Here is a 19,985-nt window from a genome sequence, read left to right as displayed (position 1 = left end):
TCGCCCGCGCGATTCCAAGGAGGAGAAAGACATGAACTACTGGCTGTTCAAATCCGAGCCATTCAAGTTCTCCTTCGAGATGCTGAAGGCCAAGGGCAAGGCCGGCACGCAATGGGACGGCGTGCGCAACTACGCCGCGCGCAACAACATGAAGGCGATGCAGATCGGCGATCTCGGCTTCTTCTACCATTCCAACGAGGGGCTGAACGTCGTCGGCATCGCTGAAGTCTGCGCGCTTGCCCATCCCGACACCACCTCGGACGATCCGCGCTGGGAATGCGTCGACATCCGCGCCGTAAGGGATGTGCCGAACCCGCCGACGCTGGAGCAGGTCAAGGCCAATCCGAAGCTTGCCGACATGGCGCTGGTGCGGCTCGGCCGGCTTTCCGTGCAGCCGGTGACGCCGGCCGAATGGAAGGAAGTCTGCCGCATGGGCGGCTTGACGCCGGCTCCGTGACGGCGCTGACGCCCAACAGCGCGAGGCAATTCATTCTCGACAACACGGCGCTGATGGCGCCGCCGCACGTCCCGGAGATCCTGCTTCATCTTGCCGACGAAGCGCATGATTTGTGGCAGCGGACCGAGGATGAGCTGGTCGAGATCGGCCTGCCACCGCCTTTTTGGGCCTTTGCCTGGGCCGGCGGCCAGGGCCTTGCCCGCTATGTCCTGGACAATCCCGGCACGGCGCGGGGCAAGCGTGTGCTCGACTTCGCTTCCGGCTCCGGCCTTGTCGCCATCGCTGCCGCCAAGGCAGGTGCCGCCAAGGTGACCGCAGCCGACATCGATCCGTTCTGTGCCACCGCGATCCGGCTCAACAGCGACATCAACGGTGTCGGGACCGAATTCCTCGGCACGGATTGCATCGGCACCGATGCAGGTTGGGACGTGGTCCTGGCCGGTGATGTTTTCTACGACAAATCTTTCGCGGACCGGCTGATGCCATGGTTCGCAACGCTGAAGGCGCGCGGCGCTGAGATCCTCATCGGCGATCCCGGACGGTCGTATCTGCCGAAGGCAGGGCTGGAGCCGCTTTCTGTGTATGAAGTGGCCGTCACGCGGGCGCTGGAGGATGCGCTGGTCAAGTGCACGACGGTCTGGCGGTTCGCTTGACGCGATCGCCGAACAGGCGTTCCATCACATACAGATCAGAGGGGGAGCTCATGGATTTTTCAGCAGTGAACTGGCTGGCGGTGGTCGCCGCCGCGATCGTCGCATGGCTGTTCGGCGCCGCCTGGTACATGGGCCTGAGCAAGGCGTGGCTGAAGGCCGCCAAGCTCGATCCGGCGACGATGAAGAAGTCGCCGCTGCCCTTCGTCATCAGCTTCATCGCCGAACTGGTCATGGCCACCATATTGGCCCTGGTCGTCGGCGCGATGACCGGCGGCGAGCCGACATGGATCGCCGGACTAGTCTTCGGCTTCGTGCTCTGGCTGGGTTTCGTCGCCACGACGCTCTCGGTCAACCATCGCTACGAGAATTTCGGCTGGGACCTGACCCTCATCGACGGCGGCCACTGGCTCGGCGTGCTGCTGATCATCGGCGCCGTGATCGGCTGGTTCGGCGCGGCGGCAAGCTGAATCAAAGGCAGTAGGGCAGTAAGGCAGTAGGGGGCAGACGGCACCGACGCCTATCCATACTGCCCTACTGCCCTACTGCCCTACTGTCCTACTGTCCTACTGTCCTACTGCCCTTTGTCCGTGGTCCGCGTCTTGGCGACTTCCTCGAGCATCCATTCGCGAAAGGCGACGATGCGTGGATCGTCGGCGGTATTTTCGGGATAGACCAGGAAGTAGGCGAACTCGGGCGCCACCCGCAGGCCGAGTTCGAAAGGCTGCACCAGCCTGCCCTGGGAAAGGTCGTTCGCCACCATGGCGAAATCGGCGAGCGCAACGGCATTGCCGTCGAGCGCTGCCTGGACGGCATCCGTGGAGTTGCCGAAGACGACGGTCCGGCTGTCGTCGAAATCAGTGATGCCGGCCGCGGCCATCCACATCCGCCAGTTCGGCCACGTCACGCCTTGCCGCGACCATTCGATATGCGCAAGCGTGTGGTTGAAGAGGTCGCGCGGCTCACGCAGCGGCGGACCGGACGTCAAGAGGCTCGGGCTGCACACCGGAATGAGGATGTTGTCGAACAGCCGGTGGGTGCGAAGACCCGGATATTTGCCGGCGCCGAAACGGATGCCGACATCGATGTCATCGAGTTCGAAATCCCGCACTTCATAGGCAATGTCGAATCGCAATTCGATATCGGGGTGATGCTTGCGAAAATCGTCGACGCGTCGCATCAGCCATTTTGACGCGAACTGCGCGTCGAGCGTTACCTTCAAAAGGGCGCTGCCGCGCGCCAGCTTTTGCGCCCGCGAAACGGCCCGGCCAAGCAGGTCGAGCGCGTCGGCCGAGGCGTCGAACAGCACCGTTCCCGCCTCGGTGAGCCGGATCGTGCGGCTGGTGCGTGTGAACAGCACCAGCCCGAGTTGATCCTCGATTTCCTTGATCTGATGGCTGACGGCGGCCGGCGTCAGGCCGAGCTCGTCGGCGGCACGGGTGAAATTGAGGTGCCGGGCCGCTGCTTCCAGTGTCCTCAAGGCACGAGTCCCGGGCAGAAGACGAGCCATCCTATCCTCAAATAAAACTTGATGATCCAGAGAAAACTACTCGTTTCTCGCAGGGATTTCAATCTGGCATCATCCATCCATCGAAACATCATCAAGCCGGATTTGATATCCGGGGAGAACGGAGCACACCATGTCCATCATCGTTTTGAATTCATCGACACCCCGCCCGGCCTGGCTGGTCGAAACTCTCGACTGGCTGCGTCACGCCCGGATCGCGATACGCCTCGCCCGCCGCGACATTACCTACCAGAACGTCGAGGATCTCTCCGATCGCCAACTGCGCGATATCGGCGGCGAGCGCCGTGACGTCGCTCGCGCAATGGACAGAGAACTTGGCCGGCTGGGCCTGCTAGACATCGGCTGGCAGAGACCGCGAAGGTCAGGGAATAGGCAGTAGGAAATAGGCAGTAGAGGAAAATTTAAGTCAGCGCCGACAGGTAGCCTACTGCCTACTGCCTACTGCCTACTGCCTAATGCCTACTGCCTACTCCCCTACTATCTCACCACCCTCACCACCGTCCGGTCCGACAGCAGCGGCAGCAGCCGCGCCATGGTTTGCGCCGTGACAGCCACACAGCCTTGCGTCGGCGTGAAGCCGGGGCGCGCCAGATGGAAGAAGATGGCGCTGCCGCGCCCGCGCCGGCGCGGCGACAGGTTCCAATCGAGCACAAGGCAGGCGTCGTAGAGCCGGTCGTCGCGCCGCATGCGTTCGTGGCTGGCGCCATAGGGTATCTTGACCGGCCTGTTGTAGTTGCGGTCGTCGGGCACTTCGCACCAGCCCAGATCGGGCCCGATCGGCGTCATCGCCAGACGGGTCCTGCGGCCGCTGGAGAACTGATCTCCCCGGAAATACCCCGACAGTATCCGCATCGCGGCCAGCGGCGTGGCGCCATCGCCTTCGCGCTTGCCGGCCGAGATGCCACCGCGCCCCAACGCACAGGCAAACACCGTTTTCCCGGCCTGCAGCAGGCCCTGGCTTGGATGCCCAGGCCTCGCCCGCACGGTCAGCACACGCAGCCCTTTTCGCAAAATTGCGCCGGCTGCATTGCGATCGTGTTTTTTCTTGTATGATCGTGCCACGGAACAAATCACTGTGAACGGCTGTTGCGCCGGTCAGCTTCCGCATAAACAGGCAGCGGTCAACTGAATTTTCTTTTCAAAACAACGGATTGATCCATGACTTCACGCACCATACTGATCGTCGACGACGATGACGACCTGCGCGGCACACTGGTCGAGCAATTATCCCTTTACGAGGAGTTCGACGTGCTACAGGAATCGACTGCGGCAAAAGGTGTCGCCGCAGCGCGCGGCGGCCTCATCGATCTGCTCATCATGGACGTCGGACTGCCCGACATGGATGGCCGCGAAGCGGTGAAGATCCTGCGCAAGGGCGGCTACAAGGCGCCCATCATCATGCTGACCGGCCACGACACCGATTCGGATACGATTCTTGGTCTCGAGGCCGGCGCCAACGACTATGTGACGAAGCCGTTCCGCTTTGCCGTGCTGCTGGCACGCATTCGGGCGCAGCTGCGCCAGCATGAGCAGAGCGAGGACGCCACCTTCTCGGTCGGGCCTTATACTTTCAAGCCCAGCCAGAAACTGCTGCTCGACCCGCGCGGCGGCAAGGTGCGGCTGACGGAGAAGGAAGCCTCGATCATCAAATATCTTTATCGCGCCGACCAGAAGGTGGTGACGCGCGACGTGCTGCTCGAGGAAGTATGGGGCTACAATTCCGGTGTCACCACGCACACGCTGGAAACCCATGTCTACCGGCTGCGCCAGAAGATCGAGCGCGATCCTTCCAATGCGGAAATTCTTGTGACAGAAAGCGGCGGCTACAAGCTGGTTCCTTAAACATTTCATTATCCAATAAGCGGTCGGGCGGGGCCGCTTTCGGGTACGATCCAGTTGGAGGGTGGTTTGGATCGAACTCGCAGAGGAGGAGTCGGACTGTCGGTTCGGGGACATAGCTAGATGGCGCTGGATGACGACATCCGCGTCCTGTCCGCCGTGAGGCTCTTCGAGGGCTTCACGCAGGAACAATTGCGCCTGCTCGCCTTTGGCGCCGAGAACACCAGGCTGATTGCCAACCACAAGCTTTATCGCGAGGACGACGAGGCCGATTCCGCCTATATCGTCGTCAGTGGGCGCATCGTGCTCTACCGGGAGCAGGGTGGTGAACGCATCCCGATTGGCACGGCAGGCCCCGGCACAATCCTGAGCGAACTGGCGTTGATCGCCGACACCAACCGGTTGACCAGCGCCTCGGCCGAGATCGATTCGGAAGTGATGCGACTCAGCCGCAAGATGTTCCGCCGCATCCTGGAGGAATATCCCGAGATCGCGGTCAAGCTCCACCAGCGCATCTCGGAGGAATTTCAGGCGATGATCCGCCGCATCGAGGAACTGGCCCCGCGCTTCTCCGGCTGAAGGCTGCCCGCCTTCGAAGCTGTCGTTTCGCGGCCAAAGGCGGAAGCGCGGCAGGGTCCGTTGACAGGCCCGAGGTGAAATCCTAAAGCACCCCGAAGGCGGCCGGCACAGCAGGCGCCATCACCACCAGGCTCCTGGGGGGAGCGAGCCATGCCGTCAGGGCGGTACGAGACGATTATCTTGTATTCCCGCAATGACGCGTTCGGCGACGGATTGATCCGGATTCCGGCTTTGCGCGCCGCCAGAACGGCATTCCCCGATAGTTTCATCGTCTACGGAACCACCCGGTCGTCGTCCCTTGAACATAGCCTCAATCGCCATGCCGGCCATTTGGTCGATGCGATCAATGTGCGCACGCCGCTGGCGCGCCTGGTCGCCGATCACCGCAAGGGCGAGGGGCGATTGGCCGTTGTCGATTTCCGCATCTCGGCGCGTTGGCTGCTTCAAGCCTCGGCATCACTGCTCGGCCGCGGCATCGCCTATGAGGCAAACTTTCCGGCTTTCGCCCTTTCCTGGCGCCTGGGCCAAAGGCCTGAAGCACGACCCGGGCACAATGCCTGGCGCTACCACCGCCTCATCGAACGCCTTGCCGGCAAGCGGCTGCCTTTCGATCATCGGCTGGAGCCGGGCCCGGCCGCGCGAGCGGCGGCCAGGAGCCTTGCGGACGGCAAGCAGGCTCCGTTGATCATTATCGCTGCGCACGGCAGCGCCAGCAAGCGCATGTCGGCGGATCAGGTTGCCGCGATCGCCGACAGCCTGATCGCCGACGGGGCGAACCTTCTCTATGTGAAAACCCCAGGCGATGGTCCCGATATGGCTGAACTGGCTCAGCGCGTGCCGAAGCTGCGGCTTGTCGATTCCGCCGCGATCGAAGGTGTCGATATCGGTGACATCTTGCTGGCGCTCGGCGAGTTTGCCGATCTTTACATCGGCGCCGAAGGCGGTACCGCACATCTCATGGCAACCGTGATGACGCCGATGGTTATCCTCAGTGGCGGCGCCAACATGGCCCGTTGGAGGCCGCTTTCGAACTGCGTGGACGTGATCGAATCCCGCCATGCCAGTCCGACCGGTCTGGTCGCCAATGTGCCTGCGCGGACAATCATCGAAGCGGCGCAACGCATGCTGGCGACGCGCCGCCGCGACCATCCCCATCTGCCGGATCTCGCAAACTGTCAGCCCAGCAATTTCGCGACAACGACATGCATGAAGACTTGAAGCGCGCCGTTTGAACTTGAATTCATTTGGTCGCGCTTCGAAGCGCGTTGAGATTGAGGTCGGCCATTTGCAGGCCAGCCTCACCTGAACATCGACGCCATGGTACAATGGGTTCGGTGGGGCGAAGCGCTGCAACCATGGTGACCACCGGCACAATGCAGGCGGAGTTCTCGGCGGCAGATCTGGCGGCTGTCGTACTTTGGTTCCGATGGAGTTCCTCTCAGTCCTCAATGAGAATAGCAAATGCCAGAGAACAACGCGCTGAACACAAAGCACGGCGGCGAATGGACGATAGCCTGGCGCTTGGTCATACTGGCGGCGACGGCGATTAACGTCGCGATGCTCTTAGCCGCTCTGTTCGTTGCGCAGATTCGTGGTCTGGACGCTTGGATCTTTTATCGAGATCCATCTGCGGTCGCCGAAGTCGGCTTCTATACAGGGTGGATTTCGTCCCTGGGTGCTTCACTGTGGATCGGCTCCGGCGCGGTGACCCTGTTTGCTGGCCTGCTCACGCACCGATGGGATTGCACGTTTCTCGGCGGCCTTACCCTGTTCCTGGGGCTCGATGACCTGTTGTTGATCCATGAGGACGTGCTCCCCATTGTTGCGATACCAGAGATCGTTGCGATGATTGTCTACGCCGCCACCGGGTTGTTCTGGTTTTTTCGGCTGCGACGGAAGACATTCGACGGCACGATCGTCTTTGTGGCCGCAGGCTTCCTGCTCGCGCTGTCGGCATCCATCGACCAGATCGGAGATCTGTTTCCCACCCCTGGTTCTGCGGCAGCCATCGCCGAAGACGTCGTCAAAGAGCTTGGCATCTTCCTTTGGGCGGCAGGTGCCGTTGGGTACGCGGCGATGGTGACACGATTGGGCCGTCCGTGGGTGGATCCAGCCGACTCCACCTCTCCCGACTGACTGCCGCAGGCCCGCATCTTCGACCAGGCTAGTCCAGATCGAACCGCGCGATCACAGGCACATGGTCCGACGGGCGCTCCCAGCCGCGCGCCGGACGCAGGATTTCGTAGCCGGAAAAGCTGGGCACCAGGTTTGGCGACGACCAGACGTGGTCGAGACGACGGCCGCGATTGGACAGCTCCCAATCCTGCGCGCGATAGCTCCACCAGGTGTAGAGCTTCTGCTCATGCGGCACGTTGAGCCGCATCAGGTCGACCCAGTCGCCGGCGCGGCGCATCGCCTCGAAATTTTCCGTCTCGATCGGCGTGTGGCTGACCACGTTGAGCAATTGCTTGTGCGACCAGACGTCATGTTCGAGCGGGGCGATGTTGAGGTCGCCGACCAGCACCGAGCCGGACACCTCGTCATGTTCTGCCCGGATGGCATTCATCTCGGCGACGAAGTCGAGCTTGTGCTTGAACTTCCTGTTGATGACGGGATCCGGTTCGTCGCCGCCCGCCGGAACGTAGAAATTGTGGAGCAGGATCGCCTTGCCGCCGGCCCGCACCGTCACCGAGAGGTGCCGGCTGTCCTCTATCTCGCAAAAGCGTCGCTTTTCGACCACCTCGATCGGCCGCCGCGCCACGGTTGCTACGCCGTGGTAGCCCTTCTGGCCATGGAAGGCGATGTGCTCGTAGCCGAGCTTGCGGAAAGCCTTTTCGGGGAACAGCTCGTCGGGAACCTTGGTTTCCTGCAGGCACAGCACGTCGGGCGCATGCTCGACGAGCAGGCGCTCGACGATCGGCATGCGCAGGCGAACGGAGTTGATGTTCCAGGTGGCGATGGAAAAGGGCATTGGCAATCCAGGACAGCGTGCGACCGGCCAGAACCGATGGGCCCCGGCGGGGAAGACGCCTTTCGACGGAGTCAGTCCGGGAAACTGCCAGCCGCAAGCCGCAAAAACAAGCCGGGCCACGCCCGCTGAGGCGTGACCCGGCGCTTTCCACAGCTATTGGTGCGATTGGCCTAGCGCGCCTTGTTGGTGTTGAGCTCGCGGTTCGCCGTGTAGTCAATGGCGAAAGTATCCGGCGCGAAGCTGACGCCTTCCTTGGTGTTGAAGATCATCACCGTCGTATCCTTGCCCTGCGCGTCGGTGATCGTCCACTGCCGCAAGTCGAAGGTTTTCGGATCGAACATCATGGTGATCTTCGAATTGCCGAACACCGATTTGTCGGCGAGCTGGATGGTGGTGAGGTCATCCTCCTGCTTGACGCTTTTGACGCGGTCGCCGGAGAGATCGATCCTGGTGTCGAGCAGCAGCTTCAAGGGTGTCTTCGACAGCGGGTAGAGATCGGACGTGTTGAGCCTCTTGTTCAGGATGACCACCGACTGGCCGTCTGAAATCACCCGGAAGTTTGAAGAGCCGTCGTAGTTGAAGCGGATCTTGCCTGGCCGTTCGAGGAAGAACTTGCCGCCGGTCTGCTCGCCCTTGGGGCCGAACTGCACGAATTCGCCGCTCATCGATTTGACCGACGAAAAGTGGTCGGCGATCTTCTGCGCAGCGGTCGGCACAGCCGCCTGCGCCGAAGCCAGCACCTGGAAGCCGGGCACCGCGTTGAAGGCTGCCGCCCCCGCAAACGCCAGGCCGAGGCCCAGCAACTGACGCCGGGATGGAGCAAATGTGCTGAGCGCTGAAAGATCGTTTTTCATGTCGGTCACTCTCATCTGATTCCTGAGTTGATCTGTGCTTGGACCCCCAGTTAGGCTGAAATTTGGCGGGTCAGGCGTCCCTTGGTCGCTTCAACGCCTTGAAAGGTTCAAGGTTGCCGGACCCGGGATGTCACAAAGGTCAGGCTTTCTGGTCAGAACTTGTCCTCTTCGGTCGGCACCAGGATCTCGCGCTTGCCGGCATGGTTGGCCGGGCCGACGATACCTTCCTTTTCCATCTTCTCGATGATCGAGGCGGCGCGGTTATAGCCGATGCCCAGCCGGCGCTGGATATAGCTGGTCGAGGCCTTGCCATCGCGCAGCACCACGGAGACCGCCTGATCGTAGGGATCGTCGGAATCCTCGAAATTGCTGTTGCCGCCACCGGACCCACCCTTGCCCGACGGCTCGTCGTCGTCCTCGCCATCATCCTCGGTGATGGCGTCGAGATATTCCGGCACGCCCTGCAGCTTCAGATGCGCAACGATCTTCTCGACCTCTTCGTCGGCGACGAACGGGCCGTGCACGCGCTGGATGCGGCCGCCGCCGGCCATGTAGAGCATGTCGCCCATGCCGAGCAGCTGCTCGGCGCCCTGCTCGCCCAGAATGGTGCGGCTGTCGATCTTCGACGTCACCTGGAAGGAGATGCGGGTCGGGAAATTGGCTTTGATGGTGCCGGTGATGACGTCGACCGACGGCCGCTGCGTTGCCATGATGACATGGATGCCGGCGGCGCGCGCCATCTGCGCCAGGCGCTGCACGGCACCTTCGATGTCCTTGCCGGCGACCATCATCAGGTCGGCCATCTCGTCGATGATGACGACGATGTAGGGCATCGGCTCGAGGTCGAGGTTCTCGGTCTCGTAGATCGCCTCGCCGGTCTGGCGGTCGAAGCCGGTCTGCACGGTGCGCGAGATCTTCTCGCCCTTCTTGTCCGCCTGGCTGACGCGGGCGTTGAAGCCGTCGATGTTGCGCACGCCGACCTTGGACATCTTGCGGTAGCGGTCCTCCATCTCGCGCACGGTCCATTTCAGCGCCACCACGGCCTTCTTCGGATCGGTGACGACGGGCGTGAGCAGATGCGGGATGCCGTCATAGACCGAAAGTTCCAACATTTTCGGATCGATCATGATCAGCCGACATTCTTCCGGCTTCAGCCGGTAGAGCAGCGACAGGATCATGGTGTTGATGGCGACCGACTTGCCCGAGCCGGTGGTGCCGGCGACCAGCACGTGCGGCATCTTGGCGATGTCGACGATGACCGCCTCGCCATTGATGGTCTTGCCCAGCGCCAGCGCCAGCTTGGCCTTCGTCGTCTCGAAGTCACGGCTGGCCAGAATCTCTCTGAGATAGACGGTCTCGCGCTTGGCGTTCGGCAGTTCGATGCCGATGGCGTTGCGGCCGGGCACCACGGCGACGCGGCAGGCGATGGCGCTCATCGAGCGCGCAATGTCGTCGGACAGGCCGATGACGCGTGACGATTTGATGCCGGGCGCCGGTTCGAGCTCATAGAGTGTGACCACCGGACCGGGACGGACGGCGATGATCTCGCCCTTGACGCCGAAGTCCTCCAGCACGCCTTCGAGCAGGCGGGCGTTCTGTTCCAGCGCGTCCTTGGACAGGCTGGCGTCGCGCACCACGTTCTTCGGCTCGGAGAGGAAGTGGAGCGACGGCATTTCGAATTTTTCCGAGTCGATCAGCGATGTCTGGGCCTCGCGCTGGACGCGGGCGCCGGGCACGGGGCGCGCCGCCGGCGCCTCGACGCGGGTGGCTGCGTCGGAGCGGAACGGCTGCACCTTGGCGGTCGGCGCGCCGCGGCGTTGCACGACAGGTTCATCGTCGAAATCGGCATCCTCGCCTGGATTGTCGAAGCGGTCGTCGAAGATGTCGGCATCGTCGGGGTCGAGCGAGGCGCTGCGGTCATTGACCATGGCGGCGAAGAATTCGGGCTCGACGCGGGCACGGCCATCCTGGCTCATCCGCTGCTCGGCAAACTCCGCCGATTCGACCCGTTCGGCGGCGCGGCGCCAGGCGGTGGAGCGCTGCTCCATCTCCGGCTCGTACTCGTCCCGCTCCTGCCTGCGGCGCACGGCACGGCGGTGCATCCACGCGCGCAGCGACAGCCACCAATGGGTGATGGCGCCGAGCGCCAGGATGCCCTCGTCGCCTTCGTCCTCGTCATTGTCGAACAAAAGGTCGTCGTCGCGCGGATCGGCAGCGGGCTCGTCCTCCATCACGGCGAAGCCGTTCTTGCGTCCGATCAGCGCCGAGCCATGGGCGAAGAGCCACAGTGCGGGTGCGGCCAGCAGGATGGCGATGATGCTGGCGATCAGCCCGGTCGGATAGCCGCCGATGACGACGCCGGGGATCTTCAGCACCATGTCGCCAAACACGCCGCCGAGGCCGGTGGGCAGCGGCCAGGTCTTGGGCGGCACAACGCAGCCGACCATCGCCGCGGCCAGCAGCGCGAAGCCGAACCAGGACAGCCCGCGCTTGGGCAGCCTGTCGACGCCGCGCGCGGAAAACAGCAGGAAGCCCCAGATGACCGTCGGAACCAGGGCCGCGACGGCGGCGAGGCCGAAGAACTGCATGGCCAGGTCGGAGAACACGGCACCCGCATAGCCCATGGCATTGGTGACGGTGTTGTTCGTCGCGTGGGAAAAACTCGGATCGGCGACATTCCAGGTGGCAAGGCTGGCAACGCCAAAGGCGGCCAGCGCGAACAGGCCGACGCCGACCAGCCGCCCGACCTGACGTCGCGCGAACGCCTGGATGCCGTGCCCCGTATCGGCCAGCGCAAGCGGTGCTGAAGCCCCTGAACGCATGCTCTTCCCCGTCTGTCATGGTCTCGCCGGGTGCGTGGCGCATTCCGGCAGATTCGGGTCTCAGACTATCGGTGGGAAGGTTAAGGGCGCATTAACTATAAGAGGTTGAGATGATCAAACCTCGTTACCACTGGTTGAGCCGCTTGCTGCTCGAAGAATGGCGCCGAGTGTGGGCGAAGGGGGGTCGCCAATTTGGGTAAAGGCATGCAACCCATCTTCCTTCGCGTGGCGGCACTGGCCTGGGCAGGGCTCAGTTTGCTGCTCGCTTCGCACTGGTTCGTCGAACTCGGCATGGTGGGCTTCCCGGACGGCTATGTGACGCCCTTCGCCAGAGCGACCGGTCCGCTGCTGCACATCCTCGCCACAGCCTGCCTCGGACAAGGCCTGTATTTTCTGTTCAGAGGTCTTTTCGGCAAGGGATTTGCAGTGCGAGGCCTCGGCCTGCGGGTTTTGATCGCTGCGGTCCTGACAGTGGCGCCTGTGCTGATCGTCAGGAATTGCCCGCATTCCCGGACATGCAGCAGCGCGTATGAAGCGCTGACGAACACCATGATGGACGACGGCGCCGGCGGATAGAGCTGCCGCCTGCCGAAACAATGGCGGACTGCCGGGCCCGCCATTGGTCGTTTGGAACAAAGATCGGGCCTCGGCCCGACCGGACAAATCAGTTGGCGCCGCCGAGCGCCTGCACATTAGCGCAGAATTCCGCATACGGCTTGCTCATCGCCGCATCCTGGCATTCCTTCTTCATCGCTTCCTGCTTTTCCATCGGCATGGCCATGAAAGCGGTCTTGAAATCCGCCATCGGCTTCATGGTCTTCATGCCGGAATCCGTGAAGAACGGCGCCATGTTGTCGGGCTCATCCAGAGCGCCGGCAAATGCAAAGCCGCTGACCATGGAAAGAGCGAGCGCTCCAAGGCAGATATTCTTGAGGTTCATGAAATGGTTTCCTTCCCTGTTGTTTGGCACGAGCGGCAGAACGACGATCGTCCCCCCAGTTCGAAACCAGAGCGGTCGTTGTTTCCTCAAAAAACCTGATCACACGAACGTGATTGCGCCAAGACGGGCATTGCCGGAATGACTTGCCAAAAAAAGAGGCCCGGATGCGATCCGGGCCTCAATGCGTGAACTCCTTTCGGGAGCATCACGACGGGATAGGAATTGCGGGGCGGCCGAGGCCGCCTCGCACAGGGCTTACGAGTGATAGGCCGCTTCGCCATGCGAGGTGAGGTCGAGGCCTTCGCGCTCTGCGTCGGCTGTCGGACGCAGGCCGATGATCAGGTCGACGATCTTGTAGAGGATGGCGCTGCCGATACCCGACCACAGCAGGGTCACCAGGACACCCTTGGCTTGCGCCAGGAGCTGGGTGGCCGTGCCGGCATAGCCGGCAGCAAAGTCGGCCGTCGAATAGTCGACAATGCCGGCGCCACCGAGGGCAGGATTGACCAGGATGCCTGTGCCGAGCGCGCCGATGATGCCGCCGATGCAGTGGACGCCGAAGACATCAAGGCTGTCGTCGTAGTCGAACGTGTTCTTCACCACCGAGACGAAGAAGTAGCAGACGAAGGTGGCGACGATGCCGAGCACGATGGCGCCCATCGGGCCGGCAAAGCCGGCAGCGGGCGTGACGGCGACGAGGCCGGTCACCGCACCCGAAACGGCACCAAGCATGGAGGCTTTGCCGCGCAGCAGCGATTCAAGCACGATCCAGGTGACCGCCGCCGCCGCCGTGGCGACGAAGGTATTGATCATGGCCAGCACCGCATAGGCGTTCGCTTCAAGATTCGAACCGGCGTTGAAGCCAAACCAGCCGACCCACAGCAGCGAAGCACCGACCATGGTCAGCGTCATCGAGTGCGGCGCCATGAGATCCTTCTTGTAGCCGCTGCGCTTGCCGATCATGAGCGCGCCGACGAGGCCGGCAATGCCCGCATTGATGTGAACGACCGTGCCGCCGGCGAAGTCGATGGCGCCGAAGCTGAAGATGAGGCCCGTCGGATCGCTATAAGCGCTCGGGCCGCCCCAGAACCAGACCATATGAGCGATCGGGAAGTAGATGAAAGTGACCCACAGGATGACGAAAAGGATCAAAGCGGAGAATTTGACGCGTTCGGCGAAGGCGCCGACGATCAGAGCCGGCGTGATGCAGGCGAAGGTCATCTGGAAGACGACGAACACCAGTTCAGGAATGGCGACACCCTTGGTAAAGGTTTCCGACAGGGTCGTCACATCGACGCCGGAGAGAAACATCTTGGAAAGGCCGCCGACGAAGGCGTTGCCCGGGGTGAAGGCGAGGCTGTAGCCGTAGAAAACCCAGATGATCATGACCACGCTGGTGATGGTGAAGACCTGCATCAGCACTGACAGCATGTTCTTGCTGCGAACCAGGCCGCCGTAGAAAAGCGCAAGACCTGGAACCGTCATCAACAGCACCAGAACGGTGGAAACCATCATCCACGTGGTGTCGCCCTTGTCGACGGTGAAAGCTGGCGCTGCTGCGGCCGCGGCGGGAGCCGCTTCCTGCGCGAATGCGGCGACCGTGCCCAATGCTCCGAGCGCGAACGAGCCGAGCAGCGCGGAGCGCGCCGCTGACTTCAAGGTGGAAGGAATATTCATTGAACTCTCCATTGGAATACGTGATCGCCGCTCAGAGCGCGTCGGTGTCTGTTTCGCCGGTGCGGATGCGCACCGCCTGATCGATGCCGAAAACGAAGATCTTGCCGTCGCCGATCTGCCCGGTCTTGGCGGCGGCGGTGATGGCTTCGACAGCCTTGTCCACCATGTCGGAACTGACGGCGACTTCGATCTTGATCTTCGGCAGGAAGCTGACCGCGTATTCCGCCCCGCGATAGATCTCCGTATGCCCTTTCTGACGCCCGTAGCCTTTGACTTCGGTGACGGTCAGGCCCTGGATGCCGACGGCGGTAAGCGCTTCGCGTACCTCGTCGAGCTTGAACGGCTTGATGATTGCCATCACGATTTTCATAAGGTTTCACCCTTCGCTGTTGCGGTCCCCCGCGTTTGCACACCTTCACCGATCCTAAAAAGCCGGAGAGTGCCCACGAGGATTCAAGCTCCGTGCCAAGTGCCGAAGCAGTGTGTTAACCCATTGTAAACAAAGAGATTGAGGAGCGTTCCGACGCAACCTGTTGATAGCTGCGGCGATGCATCTGATTAAAAATTGGGCAATTTTTGAAAAATGCCTACTCTGCAGGCGATCGCTTCAGCCGGATCAGCCCTTCCTGCGCGACCGAGGCGATCAGCGTGCCGTCGCGGGCAAACAGCGACCCGCGTGTAAAGCCGCGTGACCCCTGTGTCGACGGGCTGTCCTGCGTGTAGAGCATCCAGTCGTCGAGCGCATGACTGCGATGGAACCACATGGCGTGGTCGAGGCTCGCCGCCTGGATATCGCGGTCGAAAATGGCGCGGCCATGCGCGAAGGTCGATGTGTCGAGCAGCGTCATGTCGGAAAGATAGGCGAGCACCGCCGCCTGGATGGCGCGGTCCGCCGGCACCGGACCGGTGGTGCGGATCCAGATATTCTGCTTTGGCTCCAGTTTTTCGCGGCTGGTGTAATGCTTGAGCATCACCGGCTTCATTTCGATCGGCCGGTCGCGCTCCCAGTAGCGTTTGATGCCATCGGGCACCGCGTCGGCGAATTTGCCCAGCAATTCGCGTTGCGACAGCAATGTGTCCGGCCCCGGAACGTCCTGCGGCATCGGCACCTGGTGCTCGAGACCGACCTCGTCCTGCTGGAACGAGGCTTCGAGCGAAAAGATCGCCTGGCCGTGCTGGACTGCCACCACGCGCCGCGTGGTGAAGGAGCCGCCGTCGCGAATACGGTCGACCTCGTAGACGATCGGCACCTTGGTGTCGCCGGGCCGCATGAAATAGCCGTGCAGTGAATGCACGTGCCGATCGGGATCCACTGTCCGCTGCGCCGCCACCAGCGCCTGGGCGATGGTCTGGCCGCCGAACACGCGCTGCCAGTCGAGCAAGGGGCTGCGACCACGATACAGATTGTGTTCCAGCTTCTCGAGGTCGAGAATGCCGAGAAGCTCGTCCATGGCTGCCGTCATATTTCGCGCCCTCGCCGCAGAAGTGTTATGGCGGTTTCCGACAGGACGGACAGGCAGTCAAGGGTGCAGGACCCGGCGGCGCGCAGGAGCGAAGATGATGGAACGCAAGGCGGACACGCAAACCGGGGCAAACGCGAAAACAGTATCTGGGCTCGATGTCCTGGTCGCCGGCGCCGGCTATGTCGGCCTGGCCGCCGCCGTGTCGCTGAAGCAGGCGCGACCGGGTCTCGCCATCGCTCTCGTCGATGCCGCACCTGCTGGCGCCTGGCAAAGGGATGGCCGCGCCTCGGCCATCGCCGCCGCCGCCTGCCGCATGCTCGACCAGCTCGGCGTGTGGGCCGAGATCGTGCCCCAGGCGCAGGCGATCACCGAGATGATCATCACCGATTCGCGCACCGCCGATCCGGTGCGTCCGGTCTTTCTGACCTTCGACGGCGAAGTGGCGCCGGGCGAGCCCTTTGCGCATATGGTCGCCAACAGGGTGCTGAACGGCGCCTTGCGGGCCAGCGCCGAAAAGGTCGGCATCGACATCATCGAAGGCGTCGCCGTGCAGGGGTTCGAGACCAACGGCGCCGGCATCACCGTTCACCTCGCCGACGGCGCGACCCTGAAGGCCCGGTTGCTGGTCGCCGCCGACGGCGTCAACTCGAAGCTGCGCGACATGGCCGGCATCAAGACGGTGAAGTGGGAATATGGCCAGTCGGGCATCGTCTGCACCGTGGCGCATGAACGCCCGCATAATGGTCGCGCCGAAGAGCATTTCCTGCCGGCCGGCCCCTTCGCCACATTGCCGCTCAAGCCCGGCGAGGACGGCACCAACCGCTCGTCGATCGTCTGGGTCGAGCGTACGCCCGACGCCGAGAAGCTGGTGGCCGGTGACGATCTCCTCTTCGAACACGAACTCGAGCAGCGTTTTGGCCTGAAGCTTGGCGAGATCCGCGTTGCCGACAAGCCGCGCGCCTGGCCGCTCGGCCTGACCATTGCGCGCGCCTTCGTCGCACCCCGCATCGCGCTCGCCGGCGATGCCGCCCACGGCATCCACCCGATCGCCGGCCAGGGCCTCAATCTCGGCTTCAAGGATGTCGCGGCCCTTGCCGAGGTGATCGTCGAGGCCGACCGGCTCGGCCGGGACATCGGCGCGCTCGACGTGCTCGGGCGCTACCAGCAGTGGCGCCGCTTCGACACGGTGCAGATGGGTGTCACCACGGACGCGCTGAACCGGCTGTTTTCCAACGATATCGGCCCGCTGCGCACCGTCCGCGACATCGGCCTCGGTCTCGTCGAACGCATGCCGCGCCTGAAGGATTTTTTTATCCGGCAGGCGTCGGGACTGTCCGCCAGCACGCCGCGACTATTGAAGGGCGAGGCGATCTGACCCGCTGACAGCATCCCCAACGTCGTCATCCTTGGGCGTAGCGACGCGAAGCGGAGCGAAGACCCAAGGATCCATGCCGCGACCTTGGCCGAAGAATGCAATGGAGCAGAATTCTGCACCGTGGTGACGCATTTGAGTCGCGGCATGGATCCCGGGGTCTGCGCCGCGTCGCTTCGCTCCTTGCTCCGCCCCAGGATGACGAAAGCGATGGCGTTTCCGCCAATCGCCCAAGGTATGCGCTCAGTTGACCTCGAAACCCAGCTTTTGCCGCAGCCGCAATATCCTCTGGTCGGATATTTCGATGCGTTTCTCGCCGCCCTGGGCGGCGCGGTTGACCATCTGCAGCAGATCGTTTCGCTCGGCGACATCGAGACGTTCGCGTAGAAACGGCGCCAGCTTGTCGATGACAACGGTGGCGTCGTCGACTTGCGCCGCCGCCCATTTGGCATAGATCACCGCCTCGTCGGTCTTCTTCTTGTCGGCGATCTCTGAAATCACCGCGCGGATGACGGCCTCGCGCTGCGGCAGGATGGGCCCATCCTCGGAGACGATTGATGTGATCAGCGTAGCCGCCGCTACGACTGGATCATCGATCGCCGTCAGCGGCGACAGCGCCGCCTGCTTGCGCAGCTTCTTGCGGCGTACCGAGCCCTGAACCCGGCCAATGACATCGGCAACGTCACGCGCGGCCTCGTTCATGGCCTTCATCCGGTACCACCAGAACGCCGCCGCGCCTAACACGCCAAGGATAGCAATCAGGAAAGGCATGTCGAAATCCCCAAGAACCCCGGCGACGATAGGAGAACTCTCGCCTTGCTTCAACACGCAAAAGTTGCGCACGGAACCGAAGCCCGAACGCTCAGCCCGACGCTCTGGTTTTCGAAGCAGCCACAACGCTGGCAGGGCTCTATGACCCCGGTATGTCGTAGATGGCCCGGACCTCGATCGTGCCGAGTTCGGCCAGTGGAATACCAGCGGCAATGTCCAGCGCCGCTTCGAGATCTCCGGCCTCGATCATAACGAAACCAAGCAATTGCTCCTTGGTCTCGGCGAACGGCCCGTCGATGACCAGCCGCTTGCCCTGACGCCGCCGCACGGTTTTGGCTGTTTTCACCGATTGCAGCGCCTGCGCGACGATCAGCAGGCCGCTCTCCTCCAGCGCCCGGTCGTAGGCCAGCGAATCGGCGTCGAGCTTGGCCGACCTTGCCGGGGTCAGCGCGTGAAGATCCTTTTCCTCACCATAAACCAGGCAGACATATTTCATTTCCAGCCCCCTTGCCGCTGTGAACCATAGGATGCGCCGACGAGGGCATCGGTGTTGCCACTGACCGCCGCCGCATGATCGAGAAGGCATGCCGCGATGCCGATGATGGCAACCGCCGCCAGAAGCCGGCCAAAGCCGGACGCCGGCGGACGCAGCCAGAAGTCTTCTTCTCGTCGCCCGCCTCCGCAGCCTGCACCTTTCCACGATGCCAAAAACATATTGTCCATGTGAACCTCCATCCGGCCACAAATCCGTGGCCATCCGCAGGACGGGCGAAGCAGATCAAAGTCGACATTTCTGCACCGGCATTTTTCGGAAAAATCTGGCCACCGGTGCCGGCACTGTGCGGTGGTTCAAAGAGCGCAGTGGCCTTCGCGTCCGCGCGCGCTATAGTTGACCGGACGCCGGCTCGGCCTCGACAACGAACCCCAACCACGACAACCAAGGAGGAATTCATGGACCGCACCGCAAACGCCGTCTGGAAAGGCAATCTGAAAGAGGGCACGGGCACGCTCGACACCCAGAGCGGAACCCTGAAGGGCACGCCCTATTCGTTCAAGGCGCGCTTCGAGGACGAGAGCGGCAAATCCGGCACCAATCCGGAAGAACTGATCGCCGCGGCGCACGCAGGCTGCTTTGCCATGCAGTTCTCGCATTTCCTGGCCGAGAACGGCACGCCTGCCACCGAACTCGACGCCAAGGCCGTGGTGACGCTGGTTCCAGGCACCGGGATCACCGGCAGCGCCCTCACCGTGGTCGGCAAGGTCCCGGGCATCGATGCGGCGAAATTCACGGAGCTGGCCGAGAAGGCCAAGGCCGGATGCCCGGTCTCGAAGGCGCTCGGCGCCATAAACGTATCGCTTGATGCCCGGCTCGGCTGAAAGCGCTGCATCCGTGTAAGACCCGGCGCGAACGCCCGGGCGCGCGCCGGCCTATGCTCCCAGCGCGTCCAGGCGAGCGCGCAGTGCGGCGACTTCCTGCTCCAATGCCTCCAACCGCGCCTCCAGGTCGGAAGCAGGCAAGGCCGATGCACTTCGCTGCACCGAAAGGGCGGCAACGTCCACCGGGCCGCTGAGGAGATGAACGTAGCGGTCCTCGCGCTGGCCTGGTCCGCGCGGGATTTCCTGGATGAGTGGCGGCCGACGTCCGATCAGCATGTCGAGTTCGGCGCGCAGATCTTCGATCGACGAGAACCGCGCCATGCGCTCGCCGCGCGCCAGCAGTTCATGGGCCGTCTGCGGCCCGCGCAGCAACAGCAGGCCGATCAAAGCAGTCTGCGGCGTGGTCAGCGAGAAGCGCTGCGCCATCTGGTGCTCGTAGCGCTCGACGCGCGAGCCGAACATCTGCCGCACCAGCCCCTTTTGTTCAAGCAGCTTCAGCCCCCGGTGCACCTCGGTCTGCTCCAGTGCCATCACCGGCTCGCGCGCCGTCTTCTGGTTGGCGGCGGCCAGTGCTGCGTTGAGCGTCAGCGGATAGACATCCGGCGTCAGCTCTTTCTTCTCGATCAGGCAGCCGAGGATCCGGGCTTCGCTGGGAGAGAGGATGGGAAGATCGTCGCTCATTGGA

Annotated in this window: 24 protein-coding genes; 11 read left to right on the top strand and 13 right to left on the bottom strand. The window is 62.9% G+C overall.

Annotated elements, in window-relative coordinates; genetic code table 11:
* Positions 1–31 precede the first annotated feature (31 nt).
* The 3 genes from EOB80_RS24235 to EOB80_RS24225 are packed head-to-tail and all read left to right on the top strand — an operon-like array spanning position 32 to position 1,577.
* Positions 32–457, top strand: a complete 426-nt coding sequence (locus tag EOB80_RS24235; RefSeq protein WP_023811233.1) for an EVE domain-containing protein — start codon at positions 32–34, stop codon at positions 455–457.
* Positions 412–1,110, top strand: a complete 699-nt coding sequence (locus tag EOB80_RS24230) for a methyltransferase (protein WP_206516839.1) — start codon at positions 412–414, stop codon at positions 1,108–1,110. Before EOB80_RS24235 ends, EOB80_RS24230 begins: the two co-directional genes overlap by 46 nt.
* Before the next feature lie 50 nt (positions 1,111–1,160).
* Positions 1,161–1,577, top strand: coding sequence for a DUF1761 domain-containing protein (locus EOB80_RS24225; RefSeq protein ID WP_127330223.1), 417 nt, complete (start codon positions 1,161–1,163; stop codon positions 1,575–1,577).
* 104 nt (positions 1,578–1,681) lie between these two features.
* On the opposite strand, the gene gcvA is transcribed toward EOB80_RS24225, so the two are convergent.
* On the bottom strand, positions 1,682–2,617 hold the full coding sequence (gene gcvA, locus EOB80_RS24220; RefSeq protein ID WP_127330221.1) for a transcriptional regulator GcvA: 936 nt from the start codon (positions 2,615–2,617) through the stop codon (positions 1,682–1,684).
* 130 nt (positions 2,618–2,747) lie between these two features.
* Here gcvA and EOB80_RS24215 point away from each other — a divergent pair, with 130 nt between their 5' ends.
* Positions 2,748–3,014, top strand: a complete 267-nt coding sequence (locus EOB80_RS24215; RefSeq protein ID WP_127330219.1) for a hypothetical protein — start codon at positions 2,748–2,750, stop codon at positions 3,012–3,014.
* 98 nt (positions 3,015–3,112) lie between these two features.
* Here EOB80_RS24215 and EOB80_RS24210 read toward each other — a convergent pair whose 3' ends face one another.
* On the bottom strand, positions 3,113–3,649 hold the full coding sequence (locus EOB80_RS24210; RefSeq protein ID WP_174800339.1) for a L,D-transpeptidase: 537 nt from the start codon (positions 3,647–3,649) through the stop codon (positions 3,113–3,115).
* Positions 3,650–3,793: 144 nt separating this feature from the next.
* On the opposite strand from EOB80_RS24210, the gene EOB80_RS24205 reads away from it, so the two are divergent.
* The 4 genes from EOB80_RS24205 (at position 3,794) to EOB80_RS24190 (ending at position 7,189) form a co-directional block, all read left to right on the top strand.
* Positions 3,794–4,477, top strand: coding sequence for a response regulator transcription factor (locus EOB80_RS24205; RefSeq protein WP_013528898.1), 684 nt, complete (start codon positions 3,794–3,796; stop codon positions 4,475–4,477).
* Positions 4,478–4,597: 120 nt separating this feature from the next.
* On the top strand, positions 4,598–5,053 hold the full coding sequence (locus tag EOB80_RS24200; RefSeq protein ID WP_023811239.1) for a cyclic nucleotide-binding domain-containing protein: 456 nt from the start codon (positions 4,598–4,600) through the stop codon (positions 5,051–5,053).
* 180 nt (positions 5,054–5,233) lie between these two features.
* A complete protein-coding gene (locus tag EOB80_RS24195) occupies positions 5,234–6,271 on the top strand; it encodes a glycosyltransferase family 9 protein (protein WP_164762700.1) in 1,038 nt (345 codons plus the stop codon).
* Between the two features lie 243 nt (positions 6,272–6,514).
* Positions 6,515–7,189 carry a hypothetical protein gene (locus EOB80_RS24190; RefSeq protein ID WP_127330217.1) on the top strand — a complete coding sequence of 225 codons (675 nt, stop codon included), beginning with the start codon at positions 6,515–6,517 and terminating at the stop codon, positions 7,187–7,189.
* Between the two features lie 28 nt (positions 7,190–7,217).
* Here EOB80_RS24190 and EOB80_RS24185 read toward each other — a convergent pair whose 3' ends face one another.
* The 3 genes from EOB80_RS24185 to EOB80_RS24175 all read right to left on the bottom strand — a co-directional run bounded on the left by EOB80_RS24185 (position 7,218) and on the right by EOB80_RS24175 (position 11,700).
* The gene (locus EOB80_RS24185; RefSeq protein ID WP_127267331.1) at positions 7,218–8,024 is read right to left on the bottom strand and encodes an exodeoxyribonuclease III; all 807 of its coding nucleotides are present in this window, start codon (positions 8,022–8,024) and stop codon (positions 7,218–7,220) included.
* A gap of 170 nt (positions 8,025–8,194) precedes the next feature.
* Positions 8,195–8,878 (bottom strand): outer membrane lipoprotein carrier protein LolA, encoded by a 684-nt coding sequence (locus EOB80_RS24180; protein WP_127330241.1) that lies wholly within the window; start codon positions 8,876–8,878, stop codon positions 8,195–8,197.
* A gap of 152 nt (positions 8,879–9,030) precedes the next feature.
* Positions 9,031–11,700 (bottom strand): DNA translocase FtsK, encoded by a 2,670-nt coding sequence (locus EOB80_RS24175; protein WP_127330215.1) that lies wholly within the window; start codon positions 11,698–11,700, stop codon positions 9,031–9,033.
* A gap of 204 nt (positions 11,701–11,904) precedes the next feature.
* Here EOB80_RS24175 and EOB80_RS24170 point away from each other — a divergent pair, with 204 nt between their 5' ends.
* Entirely contained in the window at positions 11,905–12,276 is a 372-nt protein-coding gene (locus EOB80_RS24170) for a hypothetical protein (protein ID WP_127330213.1), read from the top strand.
* An 88-nt stretch (positions 12,277–12,364) separates the two neighbouring features.
* Here the strand turns inward: EOB80_RS24170 and EOB80_RS24165 are convergent, their stop codons facing one another.
* From EOB80_RS24165 to tesB, 4 genes are all read right to left on the bottom strand, one after another.
* Positions 12,365–12,640, bottom strand: coding sequence for a hypothetical protein (locus EOB80_RS24165; RefSeq protein WP_127267328.1), 276 nt, complete (start codon positions 12,638–12,640; stop codon positions 12,365–12,367).
* Between the two features lie 255 nt (positions 12,641–12,895).
* Positions 12,896–14,317 (bottom strand): ammonium transporter, encoded by a 1,422-nt coding sequence (locus EOB80_RS24160; protein ID WP_127267327.1) that lies wholly within the window; start codon positions 14,315–14,317, stop codon positions 12,896–12,898.
* Positions 14,318–14,348: 31 nt separating this feature from the next.
* Entirely contained in the window at positions 14,349–14,687 is a 339-nt protein-coding gene (locus EOB80_RS24155; RefSeq protein WP_013892292.1) for a P-II family nitrogen regulator, read from the bottom strand.
* 217 nt (positions 14,688–14,904) lie between these two features.
* Complete coding sequence (tesB, locus tag EOB80_RS24150; protein ID WP_127319574.1) at positions 14,905–15,780, bottom strand: acyl-CoA thioesterase II; 876 nt, start codon at positions 15,778–15,780, stop codon at positions 14,905–14,907.
* A gap of 97 nt (positions 15,781–15,877) precedes the next feature.
* On the opposite strand from tesB, the gene EOB80_RS24145 reads away from it, so the two are divergent.
* Positions 15,878–17,155, top strand: a complete 1,278-nt coding sequence (locus EOB80_RS24145; protein WP_164761644.1) for a ubiquinone biosynthesis hydroxylase — start codon at positions 15,878–15,880, stop codon at positions 17,153–17,155.
* Between the two features lie 240 nt (positions 17,156–17,395).
* Here EOB80_RS24145 and EOB80_RS24140 read toward each other — a convergent pair whose 3' ends face one another.
* The 3 genes from EOB80_RS24140 to EOB80_RS24130 all read right to left on the bottom strand — a co-directional run bounded on the left by EOB80_RS24140 (position 17,396) and on the right by EOB80_RS24130 (position 18,646).
* The gene (locus EOB80_RS24140) at positions 17,396–17,923 is read right to left on the bottom strand and encodes a hypothetical protein (RefSeq protein ID WP_127330211.1); all 528 of its coding nucleotides are present in this window, start codon (positions 17,921–17,923) and stop codon (positions 17,396–17,398) included.
* A 139-nt stretch (positions 17,924–18,062) separates the two neighbouring features.
* Positions 18,063–18,419, bottom strand: a complete 357-nt coding sequence (locus EOB80_RS24135) for a YciI family protein (RefSeq protein ID WP_127322673.1) — start codon at positions 18,417–18,419, stop codon at positions 18,063–18,065.
* Positions 18,416–18,646: a hypothetical protein gene (locus EOB80_RS24130; RefSeq protein WP_127322674.1), complete on the bottom strand. Its 231-nt coding sequence runs from the start codon at positions 18,644–18,646 to the stop codon at positions 18,416–18,418. The genes EOB80_RS24135 and EOB80_RS24130 overlap by 4 nt, the downstream gene beginning before the upstream one ends.
* Before the next feature lie 228 nt (positions 18,647–18,874).
* Here EOB80_RS24130 and EOB80_RS24125 point away from each other — a divergent pair, with 228 nt between their 5' ends.
* Positions 18,875–19,300, top strand: a complete 426-nt coding sequence (locus tag EOB80_RS24125) for an OsmC family protein (protein ID WP_127322672.1) — start codon at positions 18,875–18,877, stop codon at positions 19,298–19,300.
* A gap of 51 nt (positions 19,301–19,351) precedes the next feature.
* Here the strand turns inward: EOB80_RS24125 and EOB80_RS24120 are convergent, their stop codons facing one another.
* On the bottom strand, positions 19,352–19,981 hold the full coding sequence (locus EOB80_RS24120) for a DUF480 domain-containing protein (protein ID WP_127330209.1): 630 nt from the start codon (positions 19,979–19,981) through the stop codon (positions 19,352–19,354).
* Positions 19,982–19,985: the final 4 nt, after the last annotated feature.

The sequence above is a fragment of the Mesorhizobium sp. M7A.F.Ca.MR.245.00.0.0 genome (genome assembly GCF_003997415.1).
Taxonomy (GTDB): domain Bacteria; phylum Pseudomonadota; class Alphaproteobacteria; order Rhizobiales; family Rhizobiaceae; genus Mesorhizobium.
Note: the sequence above shows the minus strand (reverse complement) of the source record. Positions and strands in the feature narration are given on the sequence as shown.

Excerpts from the sequence above, each read along its gene's own strand:
- EOB80_RS24140 (WP_127330211.1), bottom strand. The coding sequence starts at position 17,923 with ATGCCTTTCCTGATTGCTATCCTTGGCGTGTTAGGCGCGGCGGCGTTC.
- EOB80_RS24175 (WP_127330215.1), bottom strand. The coding sequence starts at position 11,700 with ATGCGTTCAGGGGCTTCAGCACCGCTTGCGCTGGCCGATACGGGGCAC.
- EOB80_RS24145 (WP_164761644.1), top strand. The coding sequence starts at position 15,878 with ATGGAACGCAAGGCGGACACGCAAACCGGGGCAAACGCGAAAACAGTA.
- EOB80_RS24235 (WP_023811233.1), top strand. The coding sequence starts at position 32 with ATGAACTACTGGCTGTTCAAATCCGAGCCATTCAAGTTCTCCTTCGAG.
- EOB80_RS24190 (WP_127330217.1), top strand. The coding sequence starts at position 6,515 with ATGCCAGAGAACAACGCGCTGAACACAAAGCACGGCGGCGAATGGACG.
- EOB80_RS24180 (WP_127330241.1), bottom strand. The coding sequence starts at position 8,878 with ATGAAAAACGATCTTTCAGCGCTCAGCACATTTGCTCCATCCCGGCGT.
- tesB (WP_127319574.1), bottom strand. The coding sequence starts at position 15,780 with ATGACGGCAGCCATGGACGAGCTTCTCGGCATTCTCGACCTCGAGAAG.
- EOB80_RS24170 (WP_127330213.1), top strand. The coding sequence starts at position 11,905 with ATGCAACCCATCTTCCTTCGCGTGGCGGCACTGGCCTGGGCAGGGCTC.
- gcvA (WP_127330221.1), bottom strand. The coding sequence starts at position 2,617 with ATGGCTCGTCTTCTGCCCGGGACTCGTGCCTTGAGGACACTGGAAGCA.
- EOB80_RS24215 (WP_127330219.1), top strand. The coding sequence starts at position 2,748 with ATGTCCATCATCGTTTTGAATTCATCGACACCCCGCCCGGCCTGGCTG.
- EOB80_RS24155 (WP_013892292.1), bottom strand. The coding sequence starts at position 14,687 with ATGAAAATCGTGATGGCAATCATCAAGCCGTTCAAGCTCGACGAGGTA.
- EOB80_RS24225 (WP_127330223.1), top strand. The coding sequence starts at position 1,161 with ATGGATTTTTCAGCAGTGAACTGGCTGGCGGTGGTCGCCGCCGCGATC.
- EOB80_RS24185 (WP_127267331.1), bottom strand. The coding sequence starts at position 8,024 with ATGCCCTTTTCCATCGCCACCTGGAACATCAACTCCGTTCGCCTGCGC.
- EOB80_RS24230 (WP_206516839.1), top strand. The coding sequence starts at position 412 with ATGGAAGGAAGTCTGCCGCATGGGCGGCTTGACGCCGGCTCCGTGACG.
- EOB80_RS24200 (WP_023811239.1), top strand. The coding sequence starts at position 4,598 with ATGGCGCTGGATGACGACATCCGCGTCCTGTCCGCCGTGAGGCTCTTC.
- EOB80_RS24165 (WP_127267328.1), bottom strand. The coding sequence starts at position 12,640 with ATGAACCTCAAGAATATCTGCCTTGGAGCGCTCGCTCTTTCCATGGTC.
- EOB80_RS24120 (WP_127330209.1), bottom strand. The coding sequence starts at position 19,981 with ATGAGCGACGATCTTCCCATCCTCTCTCCCAGCGAAGCCCGGATCCTC.
- EOB80_RS24135 (WP_127322673.1), bottom strand. The coding sequence starts at position 18,419 with ATGAAATATGTCTGCCTGGTTTATGGTGAGGAAAAGGATCTTCACGCG.
- EOB80_RS24205 (WP_013528898.1), top strand. The coding sequence starts at position 3,794 with ATGACTTCACGCACCATACTGATCGTCGACGACGATGACGACCTGCGC.
- EOB80_RS24130 (WP_127322674.1), bottom strand. The coding sequence starts at position 18,646 with ATGGACAATATGTTTTTGGCATCGTGGAAAGGTGCAGGCTGCGGAGGC.
- EOB80_RS24125 (WP_127322672.1), top strand. The coding sequence starts at position 18,875 with ATGGACCGCACCGCAAACGCCGTCTGGAAAGGCAATCTGAAAGAGGGC.
- EOB80_RS24160 (WP_127267327.1), bottom strand. The coding sequence starts at position 14,317 with ATGAATATTCCTTCCACCTTGAAGTCAGCGGCGCGCTCCGCGCTGCTC.